The 22,230-nt window shown below is 74.1% G+C and carries 22 protein-coding genes and 1 pseudogene; 13 read left to right on the top strand and 10 right to left on the bottom strand.

What is annotated here, in order from left to right:
• Positions 1-422 precede the first annotated feature (422 nt).
• Positions 423-1,358 (top strand): fibronectin type III domain-containing protein, encoded by a 936-nt coding sequence (locus AB0N31_RS00600; RefSeq protein WP_366056297.1) that lies wholly within the window; start codon positions 423-425, stop codon positions 1,356-1,358.
• A gap of 194 nt (positions 1,359-1,552) precedes the next feature.
• On the top strand, positions 1,553-2,092 hold the full coding sequence (locus AB0N31_RS00595) for a hypothetical protein (RefSeq protein ID WP_366056094.1): 540 nt from the start codon (positions 1,553-1,555) through the stop codon (positions 2,090-2,092).
• 140 nt (positions 2,093-2,232) lie between these two features.
• On the opposite strand, the gene AB0N31_RS00590 is transcribed toward AB0N31_RS00595, so the two are convergent.
• From AB0N31_RS00590 to AB0N31_RS00575, 4 genes are all read right to left on the bottom strand, one after another.
• Complete coding sequence (locus AB0N31_RS00590; RefSeq protein WP_366056093.1) at positions 2,233-2,781, bottom strand: PadR family transcriptional regulator; 549 nt, start codon at positions 2,779-2,781, stop codon at positions 2,233-2,235.
• Between the two features lie 31 nt (positions 2,782-2,812).
• Positions 2,813-4,828, bottom strand: a complete 2,016-nt coding sequence (locus AB0N31_RS00585; protein ID WP_366056092.1) for an NADPH-dependent 2,4-dienoyl-CoA reductase — start codon at positions 4,826-4,828, stop codon at positions 2,813-2,815.
• A 133-nt stretch (positions 4,829-4,961) separates the two neighbouring features.
• Entirely contained in the window at positions 4,962-5,330 is a 369-nt protein-coding gene (locus tag AB0N31_RS00580) for a hypothetical protein (RefSeq protein ID WP_366056091.1), read from the bottom strand.
• 172 nt (positions 5,331-5,502) lie between these two features.
• Positions 5,503-6,384, bottom strand: a complete 882-nt coding sequence (locus AB0N31_RS00575; protein ID WP_366056090.1) for a hypothetical protein — start codon at positions 6,382-6,384, stop codon at positions 5,503-5,505.
• Between the two features lie 242 nt (positions 6,385-6,626).
• Between AB0N31_RS00575 and AB0N31_RS00570 the strand changes: the two genes are divergently transcribed.
• Entirely contained in the window at positions 6,627-8,690 is a 2,064-nt protein-coding gene (locus tag AB0N31_RS00570; protein WP_366056089.1) for a SpoIIE family protein phosphatase, read from the top strand.
• Positions 8,691-8,794: 104 nt separating this feature from the next.
• Positions 8,795-9,487, top strand: coding sequence for a hypothetical protein (locus AB0N31_RS00565; protein ID WP_366056088.1), 693 nt, complete (start codon positions 8,795-8,797; stop codon positions 9,485-9,487).
• A gap of 10 nt (positions 9,488-9,497) precedes the next feature.
• Here AB0N31_RS00565 and AB0N31_RS00560 read toward each other — a convergent pair whose 3' ends face one another.
• On the bottom strand, positions 9,498-10,340 hold the full coding sequence (locus tag AB0N31_RS00560; RefSeq protein ID WP_366056087.1) for a putative protein N(5)-glutamine methyltransferase: 843 nt from the start codon (positions 10,338-10,340) through the stop codon (positions 9,498-9,500).
• Positions 10,341-10,606: 266 nt separating this feature from the next.
• Between AB0N31_RS00560 and AB0N31_RS00555 the strand changes: the two genes are divergently transcribed.
• Positions 10,607-11,062: a MarR family winged helix-turn-helix transcriptional regulator gene (locus AB0N31_RS00555; protein WP_366056086.1), complete on the top strand. Its 456-nt coding sequence runs from the start codon at positions 10,607-10,609 to the stop codon at positions 11,060-11,062.
• 30 nt (positions 11,063-11,092) lie between these two features.
• On the opposite strand, the gene AB0N31_RS00550 is transcribed toward AB0N31_RS00555, so the two are convergent.
• The gene (locus AB0N31_RS00550; RefSeq protein WP_366056085.1) at positions 11,093-11,806 is read right to left on the bottom strand and encodes a GNAT family N-acetyltransferase; all 714 of its coding nucleotides are present in this window, start codon (positions 11,804-11,806) and stop codon (positions 11,093-11,095) included.
• Complete coding sequence (locus AB0N31_RS00545; protein WP_366056084.1) at positions 11,803-12,264, bottom strand: hypothetical protein; 462 nt, start codon at positions 12,262-12,264, stop codon at positions 11,803-11,805. Before AB0N31_RS00545 ends, AB0N31_RS00550 begins: the two co-directional genes overlap by 4 nt.
• Positions 12,265-12,475: 211 nt before the next feature.
• Here AB0N31_RS00545 and AB0N31_RS00540 point away from each other — a divergent pair, with 211 nt between their 5' ends.
• The 6 genes and pseudogenes from AB0N31_RS00540 (at position 12,476) to AB0N31_RS00515 (ending at position 17,814) form a co-directional block, all read left to right on the top strand.
• Positions 12,476-13,081 (top strand): sulfite oxidase-like oxidoreductase, encoded by a 606-nt coding sequence (locus AB0N31_RS00540; RefSeq protein ID WP_366056083.1) that lies wholly within the window; start codon positions 12,476-12,478, stop codon positions 13,079-13,081.
• Complete coding sequence (locus tag AB0N31_RS00535) at positions 13,074-13,829, top strand: ferredoxin reductase (RefSeq protein ID WP_366056082.1); 756 nt, start codon at positions 13,074-13,076, stop codon at positions 13,827-13,829. The genes AB0N31_RS00540 and AB0N31_RS00535 overlap by 8 nt, the downstream gene beginning before the upstream one ends.
• 203 nt (positions 13,830-14,032) lie before the next feature.
• A complete protein-coding gene (locus AB0N31_RS00530) occupies positions 14,033-14,617 on the top strand; it encodes a hypothetical protein (protein WP_366056081.1) in 585 nt (194 codons plus the stop codon).
• A gap of 109 nt (positions 14,618-14,726) precedes the next feature.
• On the top strand, positions 14,727-15,695 hold the full coding sequence (locus tag AB0N31_RS00525; RefSeq protein WP_366056080.1) for an acetylxylan esterase: 969 nt from the start codon (positions 14,727-14,729) through the stop codon (positions 15,693-15,695).
• A gap of 103 nt (positions 15,696-15,798) precedes the next feature.
• Positions 15,799-16,959: pseudogene (locus AB0N31_RS00520) on the top strand (serine hydrolase domain-containing protein); the annotation flags it as partial.
• 126 nt (positions 16,960-17,085) lie between these two features.
• Positions 17,086-17,814, top strand: coding sequence for a GntR family transcriptional regulator (locus AB0N31_RS00515; RefSeq protein WP_366056079.1), 729 nt, complete (start codon positions 17,086-17,088; stop codon positions 17,812-17,814).
• 21 nt (positions 17,815-17,835) lie between these two features.
• On the opposite strand, the gene AB0N31_RS00510 is transcribed toward AB0N31_RS00515, so the two are convergent.
• On the bottom strand, positions 17,836-18,561 hold the full coding sequence (locus tag AB0N31_RS00510; protein ID WP_366056078.1) for a class I SAM-dependent methyltransferase: 726 nt from the start codon (positions 18,559-18,561) through the stop codon (positions 17,836-17,838).
• A gap of 5 nt (positions 18,562-18,566) precedes the next feature.
• On the bottom strand, positions 18,567-19,136 hold the full coding sequence (locus AB0N31_RS00505; protein ID WP_366056077.1) for a PadR family transcriptional regulator: 570 nt from the start codon (positions 19,134-19,136) through the stop codon (positions 18,567-18,569).
• 70 nt (positions 19,137-19,206) lie between these two features.
• Between AB0N31_RS00505 and AB0N31_RS00500 the strand changes: the two genes are divergently transcribed.
• Complete coding sequence (locus AB0N31_RS00500; RefSeq protein WP_366056075.1) at positions 19,207-19,605, top strand: nuclear transport factor 2 family protein; 399 nt, start codon at positions 19,207-19,209, stop codon at positions 19,603-19,605.
• 61 nt (positions 19,606-19,666) lie between these two features.
• On the opposite strand, the gene AB0N31_RS00495 is transcribed toward AB0N31_RS00500, so the two are convergent.
• Positions 19,667-20,575: a hypothetical protein gene (locus AB0N31_RS00495; protein ID WP_366056074.1), complete on the bottom strand. Its 909-nt coding sequence runs from the start codon at positions 20,573-20,575 to the stop codon at positions 19,667-19,669.
• Positions 20,576-21,025: 450 nt separating this feature from the next.
• Between AB0N31_RS00495 and rho the strand changes: the two genes are divergently transcribed.
• Positions 21,026-22,168 carry a transcription termination factor Rho gene (rho, locus tag AB0N31_RS00490; protein WP_366056073.1) on the top strand — a complete coding sequence of 381 codons (1,143 nt, stop codon included), beginning with the start codon at positions 21,026-21,028 and terminating at the stop codon, positions 22,166-22,168.
• The last annotated feature ends 62 nt before the right edge of the window (positions 22,169-22,230 follow it).

The following is a 22,230-nucleotide window of genomic DNA, read 5'->3' as shown; positions in this document are numbered from 1 at the left end:
TGGGGGAACCCTCTCGTCGGGGACAGGGACGGACACCCGGCCCAATCTGAGGCCGGTCCCGTCCGGGGTCCAGTCCCCCAGGGCCGTACGGAGCAATGGTGCCGACGTTCCGACGACCTGCGCGCACCGCGGATCTTCCGACGGTACGACGGGGAGCGGCGGCCGGCGCCTTCCCGGCACCGGCCGCCCGGCAGCCCCGCCGACGCGGGATCAGCGACGACAGCGGCCCGCGTCGCCGGCATGAACTGCCTTGCCTGCAGGCGGTGTTCAGCCGTGGGGAGGTTCAGCATACGTAACTCCCCGGACCGCTCGCCAACCCCGTGCCGCACCTCCCTCTTGATGTGCTCACGCCGACGCGCCATATTGGTCCGGACCATTGCCGCCGTACCGGGCCGGGAGGCGAAGCCGTGCGACGCGTTGTGCTGTGCGGAGGGATCCTCGCCCTGTGCTGCGGCTGCGCCGCGCCGGGCGACGGTGACGAGGGGCGGCCGACGGGGGTCACCGCCGAGGCGGGCAGCGCGACCAGTGTGCACGTGATGTGGAACGCGCTCCCGGCGGCGAGCGGTTACGAGGTGTACCGGGGCGCCTCGAAGGTCGCGGACGTGCCCGGTTCCGGGCGCATGCTCGACGTCACCCGCCTCACGCCGTCCACCGCCTACGTCTTCACCGTCCGGGCCCGCGACGCCGGGGGCCGGCTCGGGCCGCCCAGCCGGGAGGCGCGGGCGACGACTCCGGCGGTGGTCCCGGCGGACCGCTCGGCGCCGACCCGGCCGGGCGGCACCACGGGCCGGGCGGCGGGCAGCGGGGCCGTCCAGCTGTCCTGGACGGCGGCCGCGGACGACCGCGGGGTGGTGTCGTACGACGTCTTCCAGGGCGGGACGAAGATCCACAGTGCCGGCGGGAGCCAGACGGCGACCGTGGTGACGGGGCTCCGGCCGGGCACCCGGTACTCCTTCACCGTCCGGGCACGGGACGCGGCCGGCAACCTCTCCCCCGCCGGCGCGGCCGTGCGCCTGAGCACCGCGCCGGACGGCGACGGGGGAGAGGACACCGCACCGGCGGACTTCCGGGCGACGACCCACCGTGCCGACGGGGCGTACTACATCGATCTGTCCTGGATGCCGCCGCGGCTGGACGGGACGGTCACGGAGTACCAGATCCAGCTCGACGGGCAGCCGGTCACCTCGCTGGTCTGGGGCGGGGCACCGCCGCGGGGCAGGGCCGCCCACAGCTTCTACGCGGGGCGCGAGGCCGGTGCCGGGCACCGGGTGCGGCTGCGGGCACGGCTGCCGGACGGCACGTGGGGGGCGTTCTCCGCGGAGCGGGCGGTGACCACGGGGAGCACGGGCGCACACTGACCCCAGCGGTCCGGCCGCGGGAGCGCAAGCGGGCGGGGTGCCGTTCTGCGCCGTCCGGTGGAATCCGTCACCTGCCCGGCGGCGGCCGGGGTGCGGGCCGGGCCGGGCGGACGTTGGCTGCCCCTGATGGCAGCACGGGCGTACCCGACCCTCGGCGGCGCAAGGTCGCCAACCGTGCCGCCGGAGGACACCCGATGCGCACTTCCCCCTTCCTCGCCCGCTGCGGACTGACCATGGCCGCCGCCGCCGCGCTGCCCCTCGCCGTGACCGCCCAGCCCGCCGCCGCGCGGGCCTCGGGCATCTCCGTCAGCACGTCCGGTTCCACGGTGTCCGTGGTGACCAGTGCGTGCACCCAGATCAACGGCAGCTGGGGCACGGCGGCGCTGCTCGACAGCAACCAGGCGAACTTCGCCCAGGGCCGCCAGGTGGCCCTGTCGGGCACCAGCGTCAGCCAGTCCGCGGCCTGGTCCAACGTCTCCCAGGGCACGCACACGGTCGTCGTGATGTGCTCGAGCGGCGGCACCGCCGGCACCCAGTCCGTGATCGTGTCACCCGCCACCACGCCGACGATCTCCGCGACGGCCTCGCCGACCCGCGGCGTGCTGGGCGGCATGGGCGGCGCCACCCGCGACTACGGCACCGTCACGCTCGTGGCGGGCGGCGTCCTGGTCGGCACGGGTGTCATCGCGACGGCCTGGTTCCTGCGCCGCCGCACGAAGCCGTACCGGCTCTGAACACCTCCCCGTCGCCGTGACCGGCGCGGGCCGGCCCGCGCACAGCACGCAAGCCCGGTGGCCGCCATCCGCCGCGCGCCGCCCGAGGCCGCGGCCACCGCGGCGGATCCGGCGCCGTGAGCCCGCCCCCGTCGCCCGGCCTACGGTGCCTGCTCGGCGGGGCCGGGCAGGCCTTCCAGCGCCTCGGCCAGCCACTGGGTCCAGAAGGTCTCCAGCTCGATGCCGGCGCGCAGCACCAGGTGCTGGAGCCTGACCTGCGCGCTGTCGTCGCCGGGCGGGAAGTCCCGCTTCTCGATCTCCTCGTACTCGGCCAGCTGTCGCCGGTGCAGGTCGAGATGGCGGCGCAGGTCGGCCTCGAGGCCCGCGGTGCCGACGACGGCGGCGGCCCGCAGCCGCAGCAGCAGCGCGTCGCGGTGCGGCTTGGGGTCCTGCGCCGCGGCCGTCCACCGCTGGAGTTCGGCACGGCCCGCGGGCAGGACCTCGTAGCTCTTGCGCTGTCCGCGGGCCGGCTGCTCGGCGGGCAGCGCGCGGATGAAACCCTCGGCCTCCAGTCGTCCCAGCTCGCGATAGATCTGCTGGTGCGTCGCCGACCAGAAGTAGCCGATCGACTTGTCGAACCGGCGGGTCAGGTCCAGCCCCGACGACGGCTTCTCGAGCAGAGCGGTGAGGATCGCGTGCGGGAGTGACATGGGCTCATCCTATGGACGGGCGGGGCTGCCCCTACAGGGCCGCCGCCAGCTCCGTGCCCTGCTTGACGGCACGCTTGGCGTCCAGCTCGGCGGCCACGTCGGCACCGCCGATGAGGTGCGCGCTCACCCCGGCGGCGACCAGCTCCTCGTAGAGGTCGCGGCGCGGGTCCTGGCCCGTGCACAGCACGATGGTGTCGACCTCCAGGACGGTGCTCTGTTCGCCGACGGTGACGTGCAGGCCGGCGTCGTCGATGCGGTCGTAGCGCACGCCGGGGACCATGCGCACGCCGCGGTGCTTGAGTTCGGTGCGATGGATCCAGCCGGTGGTCTTGCCCAGGCCCGCGCCGACCTTGCCGGTCTTGCGCTGCAGCAGGTGGACGGTGCGGGGCGGGGCGCTCCGCTCGGGCGCGGCGAGGCCGCCGGGCGCCCGGTAGTCCATGTCGACGCCCCACTGCCGGAAGTACGCCGCCGGGTCCTCGCTCGCCTTGTCGCCGCCGTCGGTGAGGAACTCGGCGACGTCGAAGCCGATGCCGCCCGCGCCGAGGATCGCGACACGGTCGCCGACGGGGGCGCCGTCGCGCAGGACGTCGAGGTAGCCGACCACGCTCGGGTGGTCGATACCGGGGATGTCGGGGGTGCGCGGGCTGACGCCGGTGGCGACCACGACCTCGTCGTAGTCCGCCAGGTCGCCGGCGTTCACGAAGGTGTCGAGGCGTACGTCGACGCCGTGGGCGTCGAGCTGGTGGCGGAAGTAGCGCAGCGTCTCGTCGAACTCCTGCTTGCCGGGGACCTTGCGGGCCACGTTGAGCTGGCCTCCGATCTCGGCCGCCGCCTCGAACAGCGTGACGGCGTGGCCGCGTTCGGCCGCCGAGACCGCGCAGGCGAGTCCGGCGGGTCCGGCGCCGACGACCGCCACGCTCTTGCGGCGCCGGGTCGGGCTGAGCACCAGCTCGGTCTCGTGGCAGGCGCGCGGGTTGACCAGGCAGGAGGTGATCCGGCCGCTGAAGGTGTGGTCGAGGCAGGCCTGGTTGCAGCCGATGCAGGTGTTGATGGCCTCCGGCGTGCCCGCCGCGGCCTTGCTGACGAAGTCGGGGTCGGCGAGCATCGGGCGGGCCATCGACACCATGTCCGCGCAGCCGTCGGCGAGCAACTGCTCGGCGAGTTCGGGGGTGTTGATGCGGTTGGTGGTGACGAGCGGGATCGAGACCTCGCCCATGAGCCTCTTGGTCACCCAGGTGTAGGCGCCGCGGGGCACGGAGGTGGCGATGGTGGGGATGCGGGCCTCGTGCCAGCCGATGCCGGTGTTGATGAGGGTGGCCCCGGCCGCCTCGACGGCCTTGGCCAGGGTGACGACCTCGTCCAGCGTGGAGCCGCCGGGGACCAGGTCGAGCATCGAGAGCCGGTAGATGACGATGAAGTCCTCGCCGACCGCCTCGCGCACGCGTCGCACGATCTCGAGGGGGAAGCGCGTCCGGTTCTCGTAGGAGCCGCCCCAGCGGTCGGTGCGCCGGTTGGTCTGGAGGGCGATGAACTCGTTGATGAGGTAGCCCTCGGAGCCCATGATCTCGACGCCGTCGTAGCCGGCCTGCCGGGCGAGGCGGGCGGTGCGGGCGTAGTCGTCGATGGTCCGCTCGACCTCGGCGTCCGTCAGTTCGCGGGGCACGTGCGGGCTGATCGGCGCCTGCAGCGCGCTCGGCGCGACCAGGTCCTCGTGGTAGGCGTAGCGGCCGAAGTGCAGGATCTGCAGGGCGATGCGACCGCCTTCGCGGTGCACGGCCTCGGTGATCGTGCGGTGCTGCTCGGCCTCCTCGTCGGTGGTGAGCTTGGCGCCGCCCTCGTAGGGGCGCCCCTCGTCGTTGGGGGCGATGCCGCCGGTGACGATCAGGCCCACCCCGCCGCGCGCGCGGGCGGCGTAGAACTCCGCCATGCGCGCGAAGCCGTGCTCGGCCTCTTCCAGGCCCACGTGCATCGAGCCCATGAGGACGCGGTTGGGCAGGGTGGTGAAGCCCAGGTCGAGCGGGCTCAGCAGGTGCGGGTATCGGCTCATCGGGGCCCTCCGTGCGCGGTGTCGTGCCCCTGTAGTTGTAGAGGACCGCGCACGGGTTGTGCAACTAGTTGCACAATGGCCTCGGAGTCGCCTTTCTCACGTCACCCGCTTCCGGCGTCGCCGGTCCGGCACGTCACCGGCTCTCGAGCAGCAGGTGCAGCTCCGTCTCCTGGTCGCCGGAGGCGGAGGACAGGTCCTTGACCCGGAACATGGAGTCCAGCGTCGCGCGGAACCGCTCGATCGCCCAGTAGCCGCCCTGGACGTCGGCCGTGACCGACGACGACAGCCGGGCCGGGCGGGCGCAGTCCTGCACGTCGCTGACCTCGAAGGTGCCGAGCCACACCATCGGACGGGTCTCGTCGACCTGTTCGGGCACGTCGTCGGCACAGCGGTCGGACGCGAAGCAGGCGCACAGCGTGTCGAACACGATCCGCGCGTCCTCCTTGCTGCAGTCGCTGATCTCGAGGCTGACGGACTCCGGATGGGATCGCTCGCGGTCCATCGTGATCGCTCCTCTCGTGGCGGTGGCGCGATGTCGCGGGTTCCCCGCGAACCGCGCCACATCCCAAGAAAAGCACCACTTCCCCGGGCGGGCACCACCTGAACGGCCCGCCCGGGGCCCGACCACGCCCCGCGCCGGGGAGCCGGGCGACGCCCCGCGCCCGGGGCGGGCGTCACCGCGTGAAGCGGTAGGTCTTGCTGTCCGTCAGCACGCAGAAACCGGGCGAGACGACGATCACCCGCAGGGTGCCGGTGCGCCGGTCGTAGTCGATCCCCTCGGTCTCGAAGGAGCCCGAGCAGGAGCTGCGCAACGGCACCTGACGCAGGGCGGCGACATGGCCGTTCACGTCACCGGAGCCGCCCGGTTCGGCCGACAGGTCGATCTGGAGCAGCGGCTTGGTCATGCCGAAGAGGGTGCCCGCCGGGTCGTCGGAGGAGCACAGCAGCGTGGTCGGGCCGGTGAAGTCGCAGCCCTGGACGTCGCGCACCGCGTGGTCGAGGTGGACCGTGGAGGCCTGCGGCAGGTTCGCCGAGGGCGAGGTGCTCGGGTTGACGCCGGGGGTCGGCAGGACGATCAGCCGGGTCATGGTGCCCCACTCCCCGGTGAGCATCCACTGGCCGCCCGGCGCGACGGCCACCCAGGAGTTGTTCAGGGCCTCGCCGGGACCGAGCGCGTGCACGTACTCCGACCAGGCGCCGCCCGGCGCCTGCACGCGGTACATCTTCGAGGTGCCGGAGTCCCGCTGGTAGGGCTCGATGTAGTGGCCGTCGTAGGAGGCGTCGGGGTCGCCGACGTGGTTCCAGCCGCGGGTGCTCACCCCGAACGGGATGGTCCCGACGCCGGTGTAGCGGTTGGCGCTGTTCGCGGGGACCTCGACCGAGGCCAGGCCCTGGCTCTCGGTCAACGGGTCGGCACGGTCGGAGCCGACCTCGTTCCAGGTGTCGGCGGCCGCGGCGGGCGGGGCGGCGCCGAGGGCCGCGGCGGTGACCGTGGCCAGGGCGATCAGGGCGGTGCGCAGGGTGTGACGGCGTCCGCGGGCAGGGCGCAGGGGCATGGGTCTCCTCTGACGGGGGGTGGGGTGCGCGCTCGGCGGACAGTGTGGCCAACTTCGGTGGTCATGTACAGACCAATCGAATGGACCGGTGTGGACCATGAGGAGAACGGCGCGCGCCGCCGTGCTGGAGGAGCATGGGAACGGTGCCCCAGGCGTGGGAGAAAACGGTTCGGCGCGGTAGAACTGGAGGAGTCGGCACGGGGGACGACGTGCCGCGTCGACGTACGGAGGCGGTGCGTGGCATGAGTGCAGCCGGATCGACCGCGGCCGAGGCCGGTGGCCCGACGGGGCCCAGCGGCCTGCTGGACGTGCTCAACGTGGCCTCCGTCGTGCTGGACGCCGAGGGCCGCATCGTGCTGTGGAGCCCGCAGGCCGAGGAGCTGTTCGGCTACCCGGCCGCGGAGGCGCTGGGACGTTACGCCGCCCACGTGATGGTCCACGAACAGCACGTCGAACTGGTCGTGAAGCTGTTCACCGACGTCATGGCGACCGGCCGCAGCTGGGAGGGCGCCTTCCCCGTCCGGCGCAAGGACGGCAGCACGCGCCTCGTGGAGTTCCGCAACATGCGGCTCGTCGACGTCCACGGGGACGTCTACGCCCTCGGTCTGGCCGCCGACCATTCCACGGTGCGCCGCCTGGAGCGGGACGTGGCCCTGTCGACGCGCATGGTCGCCCAGTCCCCCATCGGCCTCGCCGTGCTCGACACCCGGCTGCGGTACGTGTCGGTCAACCCGGCGCTGGAGCGCATCGACGGCGTCCCCGCCGGGGAGCACCTCGGCCGGACCGTCCCCGACGTGCTCCCTCGGCTGGACGCCGGGGCCCTGGAGTCGGCGGCCCGCGAGGTGCTGCGGACGGGGGTGCCGGTCGTCGACCGGCCGACGATCGGGCGTACCCCCGCGGACCCCGACCAGGACCACGCCCTGTCCGTGTCGCTGTACCGGCTGGAGGACGCCCGCGACACCGTGCTGGGCGTCGCCCTCTCCGTCGTCGACGTCACCGACCGGTACCGCGCCGGCATCGAGACCGAGGCAGCGCGCCGCCGCCTCGCCCTGATCGCCGACGCCTCAGCCCGCATCGGCACCACCCTGGACCTGGAACGCACCGCCGACGAGCTGGCCGACGTGGCCGTTCCGGAGCTGGCCGACGTCGCCGCCGTGGACCTGCTCGACGCGGTCGTGGCGGGCCGGCGCACCAGCCTGGGGCCTTCGGAGCCCGCCGTGATCCGCGCCCTGGCCGTCCGCGCCGCCGACGCGCCGGACGCCCTGAGCGCGGCCGATCCGCCCGGCCGGACCGCCCGTTACGGGCCCGAGCGGCTGGTCACCGAGTGCGTGCGCACCGGCCGGCCGGTCATGGTGGCACAGGTCAAGGACGAGGACCTGGTGCGCATCGCCCGCTCCCCGGAGGCCGCCGGACTCCTGGCGCGGGCGGGCGTCCACTCCTATCTCGCGGTGCCGCTCATCGCGCGCGGCGAGGTGCTGGGCGCCCTCGACCTGAAACGGACCCGCAATCCGCTGCCGTTCGGCCGCGACGACGTGCTGCTCGCCCGGGAGCTGGCCGCCCGTGCGGCCGTGCAGATCGACAACGCCCGCTGGTACCAGAACGCCCGTGGCACCGCGCTCACCCTCCAGCGCAGCCTGCTGCCGAGCCATCCGCCGGTGACGGGCGGCCTGGAGGTGGCCTCGCGCTACCAGCCGGCCGGCGCGACCACCGAGGTGGGCGGCGACTGGTTCGACGTCATCCCCCTGGCGGACGGCAAGACCGCCCTGGTCGTCGGCGACGTCATGGGCAGCGGCATCGACGCCGCCGCCACGATGGGCCGGCTGCGCACCGCCACGGCCACGCTCGCCGCCCTCGACCTCGATCCGGCGGTGCTCCTCGAGCACCTCGACCGGATCACCTCGGGCCTGGACCACTTCATAGCGACCTGCCTGTACGTCGTCCACGACCCGCGCCTCGGGCGGTGCCGGATCGCCAACGCCGGGCACCTGCCGCCCGCCCGTGTACGGGAGGGACACCCGCCGGAGCTGCTCGACCTGCCCACCGGGGCACCGCTCGGGGTGGGCGGGGTGGCCTTCTCCTCGACCGACGTCGACTTCGGCCCCGGCGACCAGCTCGTGCTGTACACCGACGGGCTGGTGGAGACGCGCACGCACTCCCTCGACGAGCGCCTGGAACTGCTGCTGACGCTCCTCGACGACCCGGACCGCCCGCTGGAGGAGCTGTGCGACCTGCTGCTGCGGGAGCTGCACCACCCCGACAACCACGACGACGTGGCCCTGCTCGTGGCGCGCGCACGGGCACTGTGACGCCGTACGCCCCGATTCACAGGTGTTCGTTACTCCCTCCTTACCGCACGCCTCCGACAATCACAGGGAGGGGTGGTCCGTCGGACCGAGGAGGGTGGATCGTGATGGGCGATCCGGAAGAGGCCGAGGTGTTCCCGGGGCCCGGCGGTGAGCGGAGAAGCGCTTCGCCACCGGCCCGCCGGCGGCGGCTGTCCGGCCGGGGCCGGACGGTGGCCGCGGCGACGGCCGTCGCGGTCCTGGCCCTGGGAGGCACCGTCGCGTACGCGGCGACGTCCGGCGGCACGTCGGACGGCGCACCGGGCGGGACCCCGTCGGCGTCCTGGTCGCCCGACGGGTTCCGGCACGGGCACGGCGGACCGTGGTCCGGCCTCGGCGGGGAGGCGGTGCACGGCGAGGCGACCGTCAAGGACGGCGACTCCGGCGAGTGGATCGTCCGCGTGTGGCAGCGCGGCACCGTCGGGAAGACGGACGGCGACCGGATCACCGTCAGGAGCGAGGACGGCACCTCCTGGACATGGACGGTGGACGACGACACCCGCGTCCGCACCGACGGCGGCTCCGGGACGGGCACAGGCACCCTGAAGAAGGGCGACACGGTGTACGTCACCGGCTCCCGTACCGGCGACGGGGACGACGCGGAGCGGACGGCCGACCGGGTCCTGTCCGGCACGTTCGGCGACATGGATCACCAGGACCATCCGGACCACCGGGAGCGGCACTCCGGATCGCCGGGGCACGGGCCCTGGGACCGCGACGACCGCTCCCCCGAACCCGAGGGCGGCGGCGCCGCGACCTGACCCCGCCCCCTTACTCCCTGGTCCCGATCACCACGTGGGCGTACAGCTCCTCGTCGACGGCCGGACGTGCCGTGAGACCGCCCCGCCGGAACGCCTCGACGGCGTCCGCCGCCTGGTGTTCGCTCGTCTCGACGAGGACGCAGCCCCCCGGCGCGAGCCAGTCGGCCGCCTCGCCGGCGACCCGGCGCAGCACGTCGAGTCCGTCGGCGCCGCCGTCGAGGGCGGTGAGGGGCTCGTGGTCACGGGCCTCCGCCGGCAGCAGGGGGACGTCCCCGGTGGGGACGTACGGCACGTTCGCGGCCAGGATGTCGACGCGGCCACGCAGTCCGGCGGGGAGCGCGTCGAACAGGTCACCGGCGTGGACGTGCCCGCCGAGGGCGGCGACGTTGCGGCGGGCGCACCGCACGGCGGCCGGGTCGATGTCGGCGGCGTGCAGCTCGACTCCGCCCAGCGCCGAGGCGAGGGCGGCGCCGACCGCCCCCGAGCCGCAGCACAGGTCCACGACGACGGACGCGTGCGGGGCCCCGGCCAGGGCCTGGCCGACGAGGAACTCGGTGCGGCGGCGGGGCACGAAGACGCCCGGTTCGACGACGATGCGCCGCCCGAGGAACTCGGCCCAGCCGACGACGAGTTCGAGGGGCAGACCGGCCACGCGGCGCTCCACCATGGCGGTGAGTTCGCGGGGTGTGCGGGCGGTGGCGAGGATCAGCTCCGCCTCGTCCTCGGCGAAGACGCAGCCGGCGGCGCGCAGCGCCACGACGACGGCGTCACGGGACGGGGACGGGGAGGGAACGGGAGAGCCGGGAGAGCCGGGAAAGGGGGACGAGGGAGCGGAAGAGGGAAGAGGAGGCATGGAAGCCGAGAGCCTTTCGGAAGCCGAAGGGCGCTCTCGCGGTCGCCCGGCGGCGGTCCGCGCCGTTCCGGGGGGAGAGCACCCGACCTGACACTGCGGTGATGGGTCCCACCTCCTCGGTCGCTCGTGGCCGGGGGCGTCCGCGGCCGTCGGCCACCCTATCCGAACTGCCGCCGGGGGGACCGCCGATCGTCCCGCGCCTGCGCACCCCCGCGTCAAGTTGTACGGTGCAACGAGGTGGCCGAGGCAGTGGTGAAGGAGACCGGGTGGACGCGGACGAGGCGGTGGAGACCATCCAGCGCGAGATGACGGTCTTCGCCCGGCGGGCCCGCGCCTCGGCCGGCCGGCTGCATCCCGAGCTGTCCCTGGTGTCGTACACGCTGCTCGGTCACCTGGAGGACAGCGGCGGCCGCCGGGCCACCGACCTGGCCGCGCACTACGCCCTGGACAAGTCCACCGTCAGCCGCCAGGTCTCCGCGCTGGAACGGGCCGGGCTGATCGAACGGCGCCGGGACCCCGCGGACCATCGCGTGCACGTCCTGCACCTCACCGACGCGGGCCGCGCCATCCTCGCCCAGGTCACCGAGAGCCGCCGCGCGGCCTTCCGCGAACGGCTCGCCGGGTGGCCGGAGGACGATCTGGAGCGGTTCGCGGAGTACCTGGCGCGGTACAACGCGTGGGGCCGGTCCGGGGGCGGCGGCGGGGCGCCGGACGAAGGCTGACTCCGCACCGGCCCCGCTCCCCCGGCTCGGCTACGCCGCCGGCGCCGCATCCCGTTCGGGGGCCCGTGCCGCCAGGAACGCCGTCCTGCGGCGCAGGCGGAACCCGAGGGACTCGTAGAGGCGGATGGCACCGGTGTTGGCGGCGCCGGTGTGGAGGAACGGGGTCTCGCTGCGTTCGCGGATGCCGTGGGCGACGGCCAGGATCAGCCGGGTGGCGAGGCGCTGCCCCCGGACGGCGGGGTCGGTGCAGACGGCGCTGATCTCGGTCCAGCCCGGCGGGTGCAGGCGCTCGCCCGCCATGGCGACGAGGGCGCCCTCGCGGTAGATGCCGAGATAGGTGCCGAGTTCGACGGTGCGGCGCTCGAAGGGGCCGGGCCGGGTGCGGGCCACGAGGTCGAGCATGTCGGGGACGTCGGCGGGGCCGAGGCGGACCGCCTCGGCGTCCGGCGCGGCGGCCAGCCCGTCGTCGACGAACTGCACGCCCTCGATGCGCTGGGTGGTCTCCCAGCCGGCCGGCACCTCCCCGTGGAAGCCGAGCAGCGGGACCTCCCCGCCGGGGCCGGCCAGCGCGGCCAGGTCCGCCCAGTCGTCGGCGTCCGGGTCGTCGGGCAGGGCCAGCCAGGGCGACATGTCGACGGGATAGCGCAGGAGCCGGCCGTGGCGCTCGGCGAACCGGGAGTGCGGGCCGGTGAGGGAGGCGAGGGCGGGGTTGTCCAGGACGTGCCGGGACGCGGTCCGGCTCATACGGCCCCGCCGGTCACGCTCACGGCCCTGCGGCGGGCGTGGCCGTCCTCGACCTCGCGCAGGGCCCGGCCCGCCCGCTCCGGCGGGCCGGTCCGGGGGGCGCGCGGGTCCGGCGTGCCACGGCCGGCGAGGCCGGTGAGCGCCCGCAGGACCGTCGCGTCGCGGGCCAAGCGCGTGCCGCCGGGCCGCTCCGCCTCCTCGGGCGGGGCGCCCGTGGTGGTCCGCTCCGCCCGGTCGGTCGCCGCAGCGGCGGCCTCGTTCCCCGGGACGGCGGGGACGACGCGCTCGGCGCCGCCGGCGGAACGCCGGTGGCCCGTGCGCCGCTCCCGGACGCCGGGGACCGCACCCGTGTGCGCCGCGGCGGGTGCCCGGCCGGGGTCAGGACCGGGCCGGTCCACGTCGAGAGGCGCCTCGGTCTCCGCGCCGCCGTGGCGCGTGAAGGCGTACGCCTTCGGCATTGCTCCCACTCTCCTTCGCTGCCGCCGGACCGGCGGACCGCCGGATCCGGCACGGAACGACTCGTGCAAGGGGGATCGCGGGACGGTTGTTCCCCGGGCACCGCAGTGTTCACACGCGCTTCACGATCGACGGCCGGACGGATTCGGAGCACGGCTGACTTGCCCGTACGGTTGAATGCGTAAGCAACCGCCGTCCTCACGCTGGAACCCCATGAACGTCACCCGAGGCTTCACCGGACGCCCGCGCGTCGACAACCCGGGCCTGCCCCCGGGCCAGTACGACGCGCGCGACGAGTGGCCCGTACTGTCCGCCGAGGTCACGCCCGACATCGCGCCCGCCGACTGGAGCCTGTGCATCGACGGGCTGGTGGACGCGCCCCGCACCTGGAACTGGGAGCAGGCGCACGCGCTGCCCGCCTCCGCCTACGAGGGCGACATCCACTGCGTCACCGGCTGGTCGAAGTTCGGGGTGCGGTTCGGGGGCGTGTCGCTGGACGCCTTCCTGGACGCGGTCCGGCCGCGGGCGTCCGCGACCCACGCCGTCGCGTACTCGCACACCGGGTACACCGCCGACCTGCCCCTCGCCGACCTCACCGGCGGCCGGGCATGGATCGCCTTCGAGTACGGCGGGCAGCCGCTCTCCCCCGAGCACGGCGGTCCGGCGCGGCTGCTGGTGCCGCACCTGTACTTCTGGAAGAGCGCCAAGTGGATCGCCGGACTGCGGCTCCTGGACCACGACGAGCCGGGTTTCTGGGAGCGGAACGGCTATCACGCTCGGGGCAACCCCTGGGAGGAGCAGAGGTACTCCGGTGACTGAGACCTTCACCCCGCCGACCCGGTTCGCGGTGCCCGACCGCATCGCCGTCAGCGAGCGGGCCGCGTCGGTGTGGCAGACGGCCACGATCACGGAGATCCGCCGCGAGACGCCGTACGCGGCCACCTTCCGCCTCGCGGTGCCCGACTGGGAGGGGCACCTGCCGGGGCAGCACCTGATGGTGCGGCTCCGGGCCCGGGACGGCTATCTCGCCCAGCGGCACTACTCGATCGCCTCGGCGCCCGACGACGCCGGACACATCGAGCTGACCCTGGACCACGTCGACGGCGGCGAGGTGTCCGGCTGGTTCCACACCGTGGCGGCGCCCGGCGACGCGATCGAGGTCCGCGGTCCGCTGAGCGGCTTCTTCGCCTGGCCCGGCGACCGGCCCGCGCTGCTGGTCGGCGCCGGCTCCGGGGTCGTGCCGCTGATGTCGATGGTGCGCCACCACCGGGCCCGCCGTCTGGCGGTGCCGCTGCGGCTGCTGGTGTCCGCGCGCGGCCCTGAGGAACTGATCTACGCGCGCGAGTACGGCGCGGAGACGACGCCCGTGTTCACGCGGAGCGCACCGGCGGGCACGCCCGTGGGCCGGCTCACGGCCGACCGTCTGGCGCCGCTGTTCGCGGAGCGGCCGGAGGGCGGCTGGGAGGCGTACGTCTGCGGGTCCAACGGGTTCGCCGAGCACGCTTCACGGCTGCTGGTGGCGGCGGGGCAGCCGGTGGACCGGATCCGGATCGAGCGGTTCGGCTGACGATCCCCGGTGGTCCGCTCTCCGAGGCGGGGACGGGCGGCGCCGGCCCTGCCTCCCCCGGTCCCGGGCCGGCCTGCGGCACCTCCGGCCGGGGCGCCGCCGGCTTCGACATCTCCGGCCCGTCGCGAAGGTGAAACGATTCCTCCTGTAGGTGGTGTCCACTCCTCGTGGGCACTCGTCCTCGTGACAGCGAGGAGGTCGGCATGCGAAGCATGCTGCTCGACAGGCGCCGGCGGCACAACCCCCTGCGGCGCCGGTCGGACGTCGTGGAGGCGTGGACGGTGCTGGTGGTCGCGGTACTCGTCCTGATCGGCGCGCCCCTCGCCGGGGCGCTCGCCGGCCGGTGGGCCCATGAGGACGCGCGGGCGGTGGCGGCCGAGCAGCGGGCCGAGCGGCACCGGGTGCGGGCCGAGGTCGTGGGCCGGCCGCCGGACACGCCGCCGACGGCGGAGGGCGTCGGGGAGCACCGCTCGCGGATCGCCGTGCGCTGGACGGAGCCCGGCACGGGCCCGCGGACGACCACCGCGCTCGTGCCCGCCGGGACCCACCGGGGAGACCGGGTCGACGTGTGGTTCGACGCCCGGGGCCGGAGCGTCCCGCCGCCGCCCGACGGCACGGCGGTGTGGCAGCACACACTGACGCTGGGGGTCGCCACTGCGGGCGGCTCGGCCGCCGCGGTGCTCCTCGGGCACGCGGTCGTGCGCCGGGTGGCACTGCGGCACCGGCTGGCGGAATGGGACCGGGAGTGGGCGCGCACGGGGCCCGAGTGGAGCCGGCGCAGCGACTGAGGGCAGCGGCCGGGGCGGCTTCGGGCCTGGTCCGGGGTCTAGTAAGCGCTACCACCGCCCACGTACGGTGTGATCATCCGTACGGCCACTCATCACAAGGCGGTTGCTCATGGCCCTGTTCGACCTGTCCCTGGAGGAACTCCACGAGTACCGCAGCGGATCCGCCGAGCCGGAGGACTTCGACACGTTCTGGTCCAAGACCCTCCAGGAGGCCCGCGAGCACGACCTGGACGCCCGCTTCGAGCCGGTCGACACCGGGCTGGCGACGGTGCGGGTGTTCGACGTGACGTTCGCCGGGTACGGCGGGCACCCGGTCAAGGGCTGGCTGACCCTGCCCGCGGCGACGGAGGAACCGGTGCCGTTGGTCGTGGAGTTCGTCGGCTACGGCGGGGGCCGCGGCCTGCCCCACGAGCACCTGCTGTGGGCGTCGACGGGGCGTGCGCACTTCATCATGGACACCCGCGGTCAGGGCAGCGCCTGGGGTGGCGGTGGCGGTACCGCCGATCCGGTGGGCGCCGGGCCGGCATTCCCCGGTTTTATGACCCGGGGCATCGACGCTCCCGAGAACTACTACTACCGCCGGGTGTTCACCGACGCGGTGCGTGCCGTCGAGGCGGCCCGTTCGCACCCGCTGACGGACGCGACGCGGACCGTGGCGCTCGGCGCGAGCCAGGGCGGCGGCATCACGATCGCCGTGGGCGGTCTGGTGCCGGACCTGACGGCGGTCGCGCCGGACGTGCCGTTCCTGTGCGACTTCCCGCGCGCGGCGACGCTGACGGATCGTCACCCGTACCGGGAGATCGGCCTGTTCCTCAAGACGCACCGCGGCCGCACGCAGGACGCGCTGCGCACCCTGTCCTACTTCGACGGCGTGCACTTCGCGTCCCGCGGCTCGGCGCCGGCCCTGTTCTCGGTGGCCCTGGAGGACCAGACGTGCCCGCCGTCGACGGTGTTCGCGGCCTTCAACGCGTGGGCGCACGAGGACCGGACGATCGAGGTGTACGACTTCAACGACCACGAGGGCGGGGGCCCGTACCACGAGGCCGCCAAGGTGCGCTGGCTGCGGTCGTACGCGTGAGGTCCTGACCGCCGCCTTCCTTCCCGTCCGACCAGTCGGTATGTTCAGGGGGTTCCGGGCCGCGGGGCTGCGGTCCGGGGCCCCGGCGGATCAGGGAGGGCCCATGACCGAGCACGTGCCCGAGGTGCACGGCCACTGCGACGAGCGTTTCGCGGCGGTGCGCACCGCGTTCGAGGAGAACTTCCGGAAGCGGGGTGAACTGGGTGCCGCCGTGGCCGTCACGGTCGGCGGCGAGACCGTGGCCGACCTGTGGGGCGGCTGGGCCGACCGGGCACGCACGCGCGCGTGGGAGCGGGACACGCTGGTCAACGTGTGGTCGACCTCGAAGGGACCGACCGCGCTGTGCGCGCACATCCTGGCCGACCGGGGGCTGCTCGACCTCGACGCCCCGGTCGCCGCGTACTGGCCGGAGTTCGCCGCGGCCGGCAAGGAGGGCGTCCTCGTCAGGCACCTGCTGTCGCACCGCGCCGGACTGCCGGGGCTGCGCGAGCCGCACACGCTGGAGCAGCTCTACGACTGGGAGCTGACCACCGCCCGCCTCGCGGCGACGGAGCCCTGGTGGGAACCGGGCACCCGGTCCGGCTATCACGCGCTCACCTACGGCTTCCTGGTCGGTGAGGTCGTGCGGCGCGTCACGGGGCTGCTGCCGGGCGCCTTCCTGGAGCGTGAGGTGACGGGTCCACTGGGGATCGACTTCACCATCGGACTGCCGGAGGGGGAGGCCGGGCGGGCGGCGGAGCTGGTGCACCCGCCCGCCGCGTCGAGCAGTGAACAGGCCGCCCTCTTCAGCCGGTTGGCGCCCGCGGCCGTCGCCGCGCTGGCCAATCCCCCGGCGGGCGCCGAGGAGGCGAACACCCCCGCCTGGCGGGCCGCGGAGATTCCGGCCGCGAACGGCCACGGCACCGCGCGGGCGGTCGCCGCCCTGTACGGCGTGCTGGCGGGCGGCTCCCCCGGCGGTCGGCGCGTCCTGTCCCCCGAAGCGGCCGAACGGGTGCGCGAGGGCCAGGGCAGCTGCCGGGACCTGGTGCTGGGCGCCGGCCTCGCCCAGGACACGGAGATCGGGCTCGGCCTGTGGCTGAGCGGCCCGAACGGCTCCTACGGACCCAACCCGCGCGCTTTCGGACACGACGGCTTCGGCGGCTCGTGCGGTCTCGCCGACCCGGAGGCCGGGCTGTCGCTGGGCTACGTGATGAACCGCATGGGGCCTCATATCGTCGATGATCCACGGAAGACGGCGCTGGTGGAGGCCGTGTACAGCGCGCTGCGAGGGGGCGGCGGGCGGTCCGGTTTCGGCCGTTCGGGCCGCCCGCCCTTCCCTGGTGGTTTAGACCAATGCTAGATCTGGTGGTGCACAAGCCCGCACGGCACGTCACCACAGGAGGCGCGCGGCATGGCCCGCACCATCCCCCACGATCAGCCCCTCTACCGGCGGATAGCGAAGGAGTTGCTCGGCGAGCTGCGCGACGGCACCATCCCGCCCGGTGAACGCCTGCCCGCCGAACGGCGGTTGGCGGAGCACTTCGGGGTCAGCCGGGTCACCGTCCGGCAGGCTCTGGAGGTGCTGCGCCGTGACGGACAGGTCGCCACCGACCGGCGCGGCAGTCACGCCGTCCTGCCGGGAGCGCCGGTCGCCGACCCGGCCTGGCTCGCCTTCCCCGTCGGTTCCCGGGCCGCGGACGACTCCTGCGCGGTGGACCGCACGGCGCTGAGCTGGGAGCCGCCCCCGCCCGGGCACGCCACCGCGCTGGACCTCGCCCCGCACCGGCCGACGCTGGTCCACCGCTACGAGTCGACGGACGCCGACGGCCGCGCCCTGCGCACGGCCGTGACCTCCTTCTCGACGGTGGCCCTCGCGGAGGTCGAGGAACTCGCCCGCTACCGCGACCGCACCGACACCACCGGTTCCCCACAGCTCCGGCGCGTCTACGACTGGATGCGGCGGGCCGGGCTGACCCTGCACCACCGGGACGCCATCACCCGTCCGGACGACGCCGCGTCGATGCGGGTGACCCGGCACGTGCACGACCAGTACGCACGGCCGCTGGAGATCACCGACCTGGTGGTGAGGACCCGCCAGGAGGCACTGGTGTACGCGTTCACCCTGCCGGCGGCCCGCTGACCCGGACCGCGTCCGCCCGCCTCAACGCGTCCGGCGCGCCTCGACCAGCCGGGCCCGAGGGCTCCCGTCGCCCCGCGTCCCGAACTCGGGCAGGGCGCGCAGGTCCACCCGGAACCCGGCGCGCTCCAGCTCCCGGCGGACCTCGCCCAGCCGGAAGGCCCGGTAGTACATCACGAACGGGGGGCGCCACACGGCGTTGCGGACCCGCATCACCGCGTCGAAGCCGAGGAGCGTCCAGAACGCGGGGGAGGACGGCCGGGGCGGCGCGAGAACCGGGAACGCGAACCGGCCGCCCGGCCGCAGCGCACCGTGCACCTGGGCGAACAGGCCGGGCAGTTCCCCCGGCAGGAAGTGCCCGAACGCACCGAAGCTGACGACCAGGTCGAAGGCGTCCGTGAACGGCAGGGCGCGCGCGTCCGCCCGCACCCAGGACACCCGCGGCTGCGGCGGCCGGGCGCGCCCGCGGGCGACGTCGAGCATCCCGGCGCTGAAATCGACCCCGGTGACGCTGCCGCGGCAGAGCGTGGCCAGCGCGTCGACGCCGGCGCCGGTGCCGCAGCACAGGTCGAGGCCGTCGCCGTAGGGGCCGGTGCGGCGCAGGGCCGACGTGACTGCGTCGAGGACGGGGGCGGGGGTGCGGAACGGCGTGTGGTCGAACTTCGGCGCGAGGAGGTCGTAGCCGTGCTCGACGGACGACAGCGCCTGGACGGCGAGTTCGCGCAGCGTGGGGCCTTCTGGGCTGAACATCGGCGTCAGCCTACGGCGGTACGACGCCGGAGGTGCACCAGGACCCGCTCGCACCAGCGCAGGTTCTCCTCCTCGAAGGCGATGCCGGCCATCAGCGTCAGGTAGGGCCCGATCCGGTCGGCCTCGCGCAGGAACTCCTCCTCGGTGCGCCCGGCGAGCAGTCGTTCGCGCACCCGCAGGTAACGGTCGAGCTTGGCGCGCGCCCAGCCCATCCGTTCCTCGATCTGCGCGCGGGTCGTTCCGGGGTCGACGCCGACGCCGTCCATCGCCTGGACCTTGATGAGGAGTTCGTCCCGCACGGCGGTGGGCCGGCGCGGCGGTGCGGCGGCGAAGGCGCGCAGGTCCTCGCGGCCGGCCTCGGTGAGGGTGAACATCCGCTTGTCGGGGCGACGTTCCTGCCGCACGACGCGTGCCGCGACCAGGCCGTCCTGCGCGAGGCGCTCCAGCTCGCGGTAGAGCTGCTGCGGGGTCGCGGGCCAGAAGTTCGCGAGGGAGACGTCGAAGACCTTGGACAGTTCGTAGCCCGAGGCCTCGCCCTCCAGGAGGGCCGCCAGGACGGCGTACTTGAGCGACATGTGGACACGGTAACAGCAGGTGATTATTCTCATCCGCACTTAGACAACTATTTGAGTATGAGGTGATCGGATGCGCGCGTTCCGAGAGGCGGTCGAGGCCGGCGACCTCGACGCGGTGGAGTCCCTGCTCGCCGAGGACGTCGTGTTCACCAGCCCGGTCGTGTTCAAGCCCTACCCCGGCAAGGCGATCACCGCGGCGATCCTGCGCGCGGTGGCGCAGGTCTTCGAGGACTTCCGCTACGAGGGGGAACTCGCCGGGGCGGACGGTCGCGACCACGCGCTGGTGTTCACCGCGCGCGTCGGCAGGCGGGAGCTGAGCGGCTGCGACTTCATCCATGTGGACGAGGACGGGCTCATCGACCGGCTGACGGTGATGGTGCGGCCCCTGTCGGGCGCGCAGGCGCTGGCCGAGGCGATGGGGGCACGGTTCGAGCAGATCGCGAAGGAGGCCGAGGCGCGCACCCGCTGAACACACCGGTGGCCGGCACGCGGGGCGAACCCCGTGCGCCGGCCACCGCGCGTCCCGCGCGTCAGTCCTTGATCTGGTCCAGCGTGGTCTTCGAGTCCGCCTTCAGCCAGTCGGTCACCTGCTCGAGCGACGGCGGGTCCTTGTCCTCGTCGTAGGAGGAGAGGTAGGTGCTGTAGCTCATCGTGTACGTCGTCCAGCCGTCCCGGACGGCGAGTGTGGCGTAGAGCGAGCCGCTGGTGGATCCGCTGGTGGTGTCCTCACTGACCAGGTAGGCCTCCTCCCCGATGTCCTCGACGGTCTCCACGTCGTAACCGGGGTACCTCTCCTGGTAGTTCTTCCACATGGCCGTGAACTCCGGGCCCGGGTCGGACTTCTTGTGCAGGTCCACCTGGGTGGAGAGGTAGGCGTCGGCGTAGCTCGACCCGGTCTTCTTCAGGTTGATGCTGCAGTAACTCTCGTCGAGGGCGGCGTCCTTGAGGGCGTTGTGCGTCGGGGTGCCGTCGTTGTCCGGGTACTCCGTCTCGAAGGAGGAGTAGTCCGTGCTGGAGCAGAGGTTCGCCGGCGCCGTGTAGCCGCGCAGGTCCGCGTCGGCGTCCTTCCCCCCGGTCAGGAAGACACCCGCCGCCCAGGCCGCCGAGGCGACGACCGCGCCCACGGCCACCCACAGCACCGCCCGTCCCGCCCCGCCACCGCCGGACGGCGGCGGCGGAACGGTCGGATACGGACCCTGCCGGCCGTACGGATAGCCGGCCGCCGGCTGCCCCGGTCCCCCGGGCGGGCCCGGCTGACCGGCCAGGGTCGGAGTGGCGTAGAAGTTCTGCCGGCCCGGCACGGGCGCGGCCGGCGGCGGGAAACCCCCCGCCGCTCCTGGGCCCGGCGACTGCGGATTCGGATACGGATACGCACTCGGAGGAGCCGGCGCCCCGGACGGCTGCTCGGGTTCCTGCGGAGGCGTGGGCGGCGTGGACATGACGTGAAGATAGTGCAGCGTCGGAGGCCAAGTCCCTTGTCGTCCAGGATCGTTATGGTCTGGGGACATCTGATGCCGATCGATGACATCGCGGTCCGGACCAGGAGGGGAAACACCCGGGAACAACGGGGGCCGACCCCGTGTCGAGGCGGGTGGAGACGCGGTTCCCCTCGCCACGACGGCAGGCGACTGCTAGGCTCCCCTGCAGCACCTGTGTACGCCTCCTCCTTTCCGGGGCGCCGGTGCGGTTCCTCTCCCAGATCACCGTTGCGCCCGCCGGTCCCGGCCGGTGCGCCGGATCTTCCGCGGAAACCTCGTGAACAGCGGTTCGGCCGCGTCCGAGGTCCTGCTTCCCACCGCCGGAGGCGCGCGTACACCGCCCTCCCCTCGCGGATCCACCCCCTTCCTTCGCATGCCTCGTGCCTTCCGTCCCCGAAAGGACAGACCACCATGACCACCGCACTCGAACATCCCCCTGTCCGGCAGCAGCCCCCCACCCAGCTCGTCGGCGGCGTCCTGGACGTCGACGGCAACGGGAAGGGGCAACTGCGCGCCCGGACCTGTCTGCCCGCCCCCGACGACGTCCAGGTCCCGGCCGCGCTGATCCGCCGACTCGACTTGCGCAAGGGCGACTTCGTCGAAGGGACGCGCGACGGCCGGCACACGCTGACCGAGGTGGCGCGCGTCGGCGGACGCACGCCCGACGCCCTGCGCGGCCGCCGTCACTTCCGCGACCTGACACCCCTGTACCCACACGAGCGGCTCCGCCTCGAACACCCGGCGGCCGGGCTCGCCGGACGGGTCGTCGACCTGCTCGCGCCCGTCGGCAAGGGCCAGCGCGGGCTGATCGTGGCGCCGCCCAAGACCGGCAAGACCGTCCTGATCCAGCAGCTCGCCGCCGCCGTCGCCGGGAACCACCCGGAGGCCCGGCTGATGGTGCTGCTGCTCGACGAACGCCCGGAGGAGGTCACCGACATGCGGCGCTCGGTGCGCGGCGAGGTCTACGCCTCCACGTTCGACCGGACGCCCAGGCAGCACATCGCCCTGGCCGACCTGGTCGTCGAACGGGCCAAAAGGCTCGTCGAGGCGGGCGAGGACGTCGTGATCCTGCTGGACTCCCTGACCCGGCTGTGCCGGGCCCACAACAACGCGGCCGCCCCCGGTGGCCGCACCCTCAGCGGCGGCGTCGACGCCACCGCGCTCATCGGCCCCAAGCGGTTCTTCGGGGCCGCGCGGACCGCCGAGGAGGGCGGCTCGCTCACCATCGTCGCCAGCGCGCTGGTGGAAACCGGCTCCCGCGCCGACGACTTCTTCTTCGAGGAGCTCAAGAGCACCGGCAACATGGAGCTGCGCCTCGACCGCGAACCGGCCTCGCGCCGTGTCTTCCCGGCCGTCGACATCACCGCCTCCGGTACCCGCCACGAGGAACTCCTGCTCCCCCCGGCCGAGTTGGCCGCCTCCCGCGGTCTGCGCCGCGCCCTGCGGACCCGGGACGGCCAGGCCAACCTGGACACCCTCCTGGAGCGGATGCGCGCCACCCCGGACAACGCGACGTTCGTCCGCCGCGTCCAGCCGACCCTCCCGGCCGCCTGATCGCCTCGCTCCGCGGGGCCCCGGCGGGAGGTGCCGTGGCGGAGGGGGCGGTACGACGACCG

This window comes from Streptomyces sp. NPDC051051 (assembly GCF_040682975.1).
Taxonomy (GTDB): Bacteria; Actinomycetota; Actinomycetes; order Streptomycetales; family Streptomycetaceae; genus Streptomyces.
This window is presented reverse-complemented; position numbering and strand designations above follow the sequence as displayed.